General features: G+C 38.5%; 6 protein-coding genes and 1 pseudogene. All 7 read right to left on the bottom strand.

Annotation, left to right across the window (positions count from 1 at the left end; all coding sequences use genetic code 11):
- A partial coding sequence (locus AB4Z17_RS32525) for a DUF5412 family protein (protein WP_441964475.1) occupies window positions 1-222 on the bottom strand: 222 nt, incomplete at its 3' end.
- A gap of 40 nt (window positions 223-262) precedes the next feature.
- Window positions 263-1,384 carry a glycosyltransferase family 39 protein gene (locus AB4Z17_RS32530; protein WP_441964477.1) on the bottom strand — a complete coding sequence of 374 codons (1,122 nt, stop codon included), beginning with the start codon at window positions 1,382-1,384 and terminating at the stop codon, window positions 263-265.
- Window positions 1,385-1,889: 505 nt separating this feature from the next.
- Window positions 1,890-2,276, bottom strand: coding sequence for a hypothetical protein (locus AB4Z17_RS32535; RefSeq protein WP_441964479.1), 387 nt, complete (start codon window positions 2,274-2,276; stop codon window positions 1,890-1,892).
- A 151-nt stretch (window positions 2,277-2,427) separates the two neighbouring features.
- Window positions 2,428-2,741 (bottom strand): annotated as a pseudogene (locus tag AB4Z17_RS32540) (GNAT family N-acetyltransferase).
- Window positions 2,742-3,385: 644 nt separating this feature from the next.
- A complete protein-coding gene (locus AB4Z17_RS32545; protein ID WP_441964481.1) occupies window positions 3,386-4,327 on the bottom strand; it encodes a hypothetical protein in 942 nt (313 codons plus the stop codon).
- Between the two features lie 258 nt (window positions 4,328-4,585).
- Window positions 4,586-5,656, bottom strand: coding sequence for a polysaccharide deacetylase family protein (locus AB4Z17_RS32550; RefSeq protein WP_441964483.1), 1,071 nt, complete (start codon window positions 5,654-5,656; stop codon window positions 4,586-4,588).
- Between the two features lie 441 nt (window positions 5,657-6,097).
- Window positions 6,098-6,607: hypothetical protein (locus AB4Z17_RS32555; RefSeq protein ID WP_441964485.1), on the bottom strand; the 510-nt coding region annotated here is incomplete at its 5' end.

Genomic DNA, 6,607 nt, shown 5'->3' on the forward strand with positions numbered 1-6,607 from the left:
GCTCTCTTCAACCTCGACAAGATACAAAACGCCACCTGCTGCGCCACCATAAGGGATATAATATGCACTTGCATTATATTCGCCATTTGGAGATTTGGTCGGACCACTAAATATGACAGCATTATTATTAAGAGCTTGAAAACTATAAAAGTATCTATTATATCCTATTAATAATAAAATACTGATTGCTATAAATAGCAAGAAAGCATATCTTTTTTTCATAAATCCTCCGATCTATGATTCCCGTGTAGGTTTGAAGCTTTTAAAGGTTGGCAGTGACATTATTTTTCACACTCGTACTTTGATACTTTGCAATAGCCCAGTCGATAAAAAAACCTGCGCTCATAAAGAAAAGAAACACATTCGGGTAACCATACCTATTGAATGCGACAAAAGGAATATAGATCAATGTAAAATAGGCCAGTGAAAGCAATAAAAACAAATAAGCAATATCCTTTTGCCGGAAGGCTCGCTTAAGCGTAATCAGTAAACCTGCTGCTCCAAATAGCATAAATACGACATGATAGATGCCCGCGATCCAAATATTTACACCAAATACCGTTTTCCAATAATAAGGAGCCGCATATAATCCAAATACTTTATCAATCGTATACCATTTCAAGTATTTTAATGGTTGATTTTTAAAGCCGAAGCTTACAATCTTTTGTGCTGTTTCGGCTTGAGCAGCGTCAGAGCCTGTAAATAAATTTTCACTGATGCCCTCGTATTCTAGATGGGTGTCGAAGAAGGCCTTTGAAGGTGCCTTGTTGTTAATAAGTGCGCCTAATAACATCGGATTGCCTGCTGACTGTGTGAATGGAATGAATTTATCAAATGTAACGTAATTCCGTATCCACCATGGTGATAGCAAAAGGATCAACGTTAACGAAATAACTGCTGTATACTTCACCTTAATTTTCCAAGATATCTTTTGCACAAGCCATAAAATGAACCAGACAACGGGAAAAAGTACCGCATGCGGTTTGAAATAACATGCTAGCCCAACAATAGCGGCTGAAATAATGTAATACCTCGTTTCCTGTTTCCTTAAAGCAAGAAGGCTAAAGCAAATAAGCAATATGAACAGCGTGCGGAACATTGTCTCCGACAAAATGGCGCCTGAAGAAAAATAATCGGGCAAATAAAGCGCGGTTGCGATGCTGGCTATTATAGCAGCTCTACTATTAAACAGTTGATTAGCCGCCATAAAAATCAAATAGATCGAGAACGCTTGCAGGGCTGCCATTAGGACTCGAAATGCCACAACCCCTCCATCTCCTTGTCCGAAGATGAGCATGAGACCAGCCAGTACAACTGGCATTCCTGGCATGATGAAAGCAGACGGCTCATCGCCGCTGTTATAAGCAATTGTGTGCTTATTCAATAAAATTTTAGCGCTATTTACATATTTGACGTCGTCATTATTTTGTTTATCATATGACCCAATGAGAAAATGATCGCCATACAACAAAACAGATACGGTGCTAATCGAAAAAACGAGAACAATAACAATGAATAAAGTAGTGCGTATAGGACGAGAGACATGATTAAGCTTAAACAGGATTTACACACCTTTCTCTTACAAATACGAGGGAGTACTGACCTTCTTCATCATATATCACTATGACCAAGTATTGTAGCCGTACGATCCTTTATTTTAATAAATAATAAAGAGCAGCTGCCATGGCAAACTGCTCCAGAACTAAAGTATAACTATCGTTTTCCTGTAATTCAAATCGTAGCTATTGATATTTCTGTCTCACAAAAGAAATATAATCAATGTTGACGGGTTCAAAAGAATTTGCTCGAATTTTTAAATTAATTTGCCCTCGATGATACTTACCTAGAAGTATTATGTATACATCAGAAAAGTGATTTCTGTAACTAACTTAAAATCCATCATCAGGTTGATCATTATTAAGTTCTCGCAACCAAATTTCAATAGTATCTCTAATTTCAAATCTGTTTTTAGACCTCATTGTTTTTATTTCATTCCAATACTTATCTACATCAATATGTACAAGTATTAGTTTATACTCCCCTTTTAAGCTACTATCAGGGTACCATCCTAAATCAATTATGGTTGTGTCACTTTCAGGAATGATATATCGTCCATCTCTATTTTTGAGTTTATGAATTTGCATGATATCTTCCGTGAAGTAATGCCAGTTGCTTAAAAAGTCTTCTTCTTTTTCGGCGAGAATTGGATCAACATCATGAAATTTATTATAAATAATGGCATAACCAGCTGGAACTTTTATTCGCATTAAACTCATAATGTTTTCACTCCCATTTAATTAATTTAAAATTCAAAACTGCCTAATAAACTATAAAACTACCTCCCAAAAATCCTGTAAAACTTGGCTTCTTTTCGATTGGGAGGTTTTAAGCGTGAATATCGCTTTGTATAGTTAGTTAATGTAATTTTTACTTTAACAAAGAGTAAATGTTTGTATCATAGGCAACACCATTTTGATACATATAGTTTTTCAAAATCCCTTCTTTTTCAAAACCTAGGTTTTTTAATAATTGATTGGATTTTTTATTTTCAATAAAAACAATCGCGCCAATTCGTGTTAACCCAAGTTCGTTAAAACCATATGCTATAACTTTTGTGTTAACGTATCTTGTCCATAATATCGTGTCACATCATGATTGGAAAAGCAATGAAAGATGCTATGAGCATCTTCTTTAACGATTTCTCTCAGTTGCAATCTTTCTGTCTCTAGAATCGGAAACACTTAATCACTCCATTTTTATAATTTTAATATGTATTCCTATTAGATGGTTAACGCAACAGTGATTGCTCGTGCTTCGGATAATATTCAAAAAACAAATACTCCCAATCACTCATGAAATCACTTTGATAAATTCTATTGTAAAAGCAAATCTGATCATTCCAGAAATCTACAGCGTTGCATTTGTATTTACCTAAAATGAATGATGGATAATTATGGACTGAACTAGCCATAATGCTTATTTTATTTGTATCTTGTTGGTCAATCATATGTATTAAATTTTCTATTATGTATTTAATCGGACCTATACTCTGATATACCCTTTCTATGTTATGAAGCTTATTGTACAAGCTTATTCTTTTGAGTTTTGAGATAATAGTTGCTTTGTATCGAGGATCTTCAATTAAATTCAATTCATTTAGTAACCGCTTAATTGAGCGAAAATTAAATTTGGTTTCTTCATGTAACCAGCATCGATACTTAAGTAAAAGTTGAAAAAGTAAAGGGTTCGTTGGATCAGTCCTAATAAAGATGAAAAGATAAGTCAAAGAATCCATTACGTTTGCAGCATACATCTTCTCAAAAATGATAATCACCTACTTAGTAGGAATTCAATAATTTCGAGTCCTATTAGAAAGGCCGGAACTTCACAAAATGAGCCTATCCAGACCAATTGCACTAATTAAAAGCCGCTCTTTCCTGCTGCCTAACATATTTTGTGTCCAATCTACAAAACCGCCATCGCCAATAAAATATTCCGTTTCGCCTATTACTGTTTTTAATGTGAACTGTAATCCTGTATAATACTGGTTTTCCATATTCGGCTCACCTGTACTTACCGACACATTCATTGACAGTCCATTCCCGTGTTTTATAATCCTTGAGACTAAGCCAGCTGAATCTTTGTAACCACTGCGTTCACTTAAAATGATCTCGATGTCAGACCCAAACAGCGTTTCAAATATACTTTGGTATACTTTTATATGCTCCCATAATGATTGTTTTTCGAAGCTATAGGAACCTTCATCTAATCCAGACGTCACCATACAAAATAAATGGAAATGAGGCAGCATCCCTGGAGCATCTCCAAAGAATTGCGCTCGGACATGCCTATGGGTTGTAGAGAAGCGAATATAATTATCTCTCTTATCATTTGAAACATTTGATTTAAGTAATTTACTGATATGCAGGGCTAAGAGATTGGTTGCATCTGATACAACCTCCGTTCCTCTTAAAGCGGAAATTGCTTTGTTTTGATCAACCGTTCCTAGCACAGACGAACAGCCCAATGGTGCTACGGGAGATAGTTGAATTGGTGAAAAAGAATGTTTTGAAGCAATATCTAAAACATCCAACTCCAACCTCTTAAGCAGTAGCACGTCGACGTCAGCTGGGTGTACAAAACGGTTATTCTTGTATCTTTTAAAAAGATCATTTGGAGAAGATGTTTTTGTTTTCTCGCTGAATACTTTTAAGAGAAGTGAATTCAAGTCACTGGAGGATATCCGATCAACTAAAAGATTAATTAAATCAGCTTGATCAAGTTTTCGCAGTATTCTTTCAAGATCGGCTGTAAGGGTAGGTTCCATTAACTTCACTCTCCTTAACGACATTCTCTTGGTTATTAATGGATAATTATATGGGTGACATTACCTTAGGTCAAGAACTAAACCAATATTGTAAATGATCAATCTTTTAGCTTGAAAAATGACGATAAGTTTTCTTCAGTTTTTCAACAAGACTAATCACAAAAATCCCGACGCAGAAGCTCCCGCCGGGATTTAGTGGAAAATACGATTTGAATTTAAATCAATAACTAAATCGCTTCCTTTACTGGTTCGAGTTATTTACTGAATTTCCAAATAATCAATGTAAACATCCCATGTTCCGTTATCGGAGGTGCAAACGAGCTCAATTTCTTGATTACCGGTTCCATGGTTGACATTGCTGATGGTATAGACCGCGGGACTACTGCCTCCGAAGTAGAAGGTCCCCTTCGTCACCCCGCCTATTTTCAAGTCAACTCTGGCCATATTGGAGTTATTTGAAGCACCACGGAGTGAGAAGCTATGAGTTCCGCTCGTGAAATTCTGTGTGTATTTGACCAAATCATTGTTGGCGTATAAAGCAACACCAGAGAACGGCGAGCTGATATTCCCGGTGTACTGACCAGCTTTGGTCATGCTTTCGGCTTCCTTTTTTGTACTTGTGCTTGGAGGAGTAGTTGTACCGCCACCGTCAGGCGCAACCGCTCGGCCGGTGCTTGTTGAAATCATACCAGCGCAAAGTCCCCGGCTCTTAAGGTTCTGAGCAATCTGGGGAATCGCTTGGAGCGTAGTCTGGTATTGATCATGCATCAGGATGACATCGCCGTTCTGCAGTCTGCCCGCAGCGGCTACGATCTGTGCAGTGGTAGCGCCATTCCAGTCCTGTGAGTCAACGTTCCAAAGCACCTCGGTTAGACCATTTTGACTCTCGATTGACTTCAAAGTTGCGTTAGTCTCGCCGTACGGCGGGCGGAACAATTTTGGTACAGCTCCGGTAGCTGACTGGATCGCTTGTTGTGTCCGCGTAATCTCAGATGACATCTGCGAGCTGCTCAATGTGGTCATGTGAGGATGTGTATAAGAGTGGTTTCCAACCCACATGCCCGCATTCACTTGGTCCCGCACGAGTGACGGATTATTTTGTGCGTTTTGCCCAAGGTTGAACATCGTTGCACGCAAACCGGCCTGCTTCAGAGCATTGAGCAGTGATGTAGTGTTACTGGCATTTGGGCCATCGTCGTATGTCAGACCTACATATCCATTTGGGCAGTTGGCATCGGCTGCACTGGCAATAGGCATTATAGGGGTGGAGAACAACGAACTGAAGAGTGCTAGGGCCGCTGCCCCTTTTATTAGTTTTGCATTGAACATGGTAGTACCTCCTCGTATTAAAATACGAGTATGGTTGTTCGCGCCACTCCGTACCGCTTAACTCTCTCTACTAGATTCGGGGTTTGACAGAATATCTAAATAGTATAGGTAAGCGTCCCATGTCCCGTCATCTGAGGTTACAATTAATTCATCTGTATTCCTCCTCTTTTTTTAATTGCATTTAGTCTCACATGATGCTGTACAGCCTGAAATAGGCTGCTCGAGCTTCACTTCCTTCCATAAATTAACTTGAAAGCGATTACAATAATTATCTTAACAAAACGTTTCTTAATCGTTTACCTGTAAGAATTTAGTTCCTACTGTAAAAAACTTAGTTTTTTTGATCGGTCTTTTTTTGATTTATGATCGTCTATTTTATATAATGCTAGCAAAAAACCGCATCCATAGGAGGATGCGGTTAGTATGCTAGCAGTAGCTATATCAAAAATTATTGAAAATGACGTCGGCTGTTACCTTTCCGCTCGTGACGTCTTCCGAGGTGAAGCCAGATACCGTGTTGCCCACTTTAAATTCCTTGCTTACCAGCTGCTCTGAAATATCAGGAGCTGATGGGCCTGTTATGCCGTAAGTCGTTTTTTCCGTAACTGTCACCCACAATTCGCCAATTCGAAAGCTTTGACCGTCGGTACTTACCTCATCAATCACACCATCAATGTTTACCCTGTGTTTTGCTGAGGTCGCCGGTCCAGGACCATTATTCTCGATGGTGCCGCTTGGATTTTTCGTGACCGCACCAGGAGAAGTACTGCCTGCGTCTTGGTTTACTGCATAAATGCTCAGAGTCAATACCGCACAAGCCGCAATGCTGGTTGCCCAGATCATCACTTTGTTTTTCTTTACTTTAGAATGAACTGTTTTCATAGGAATCTCTCCATTTCGTATGCTGTTATTATTGTTGTTGATTTGTTTGTGCTTCTCCAGGCTTAAGCG

The sequence above is a fragment of the Paenibacillus sp. TAF43_2 genome (assembly GCF_052113545.1).
GTDB lineage: Bacteria > Bacillota > Bacilli > Paenibacillales > Paenibacillaceae > Pristimantibacillus.

Bases quoted from the DNA above. Each gene is read 5' to 3' on its own strand.
- AB4Z17_RS32535 (WP_441964479.1), bottom strand. From the start codon at position 2,276: ATGAGTTTAATGCGAATAAAAGTTCCAGCTGGTTATGCCATTATTTAT.
- AB4Z17_RS32545 (WP_441964481.1), bottom strand. From the start codon at position 4,327: ATGGAACCTACCCTTACAGCCGATCTTGAAAGAATACTGCGAAAACTT.
- AB4Z17_RS32550 (WP_441964483.1), bottom strand. From the start codon at position 5,656: ATGTTCAATGCAAAACTAATAAAAGGGGCAGCGGCCCTAGCACTCTTC.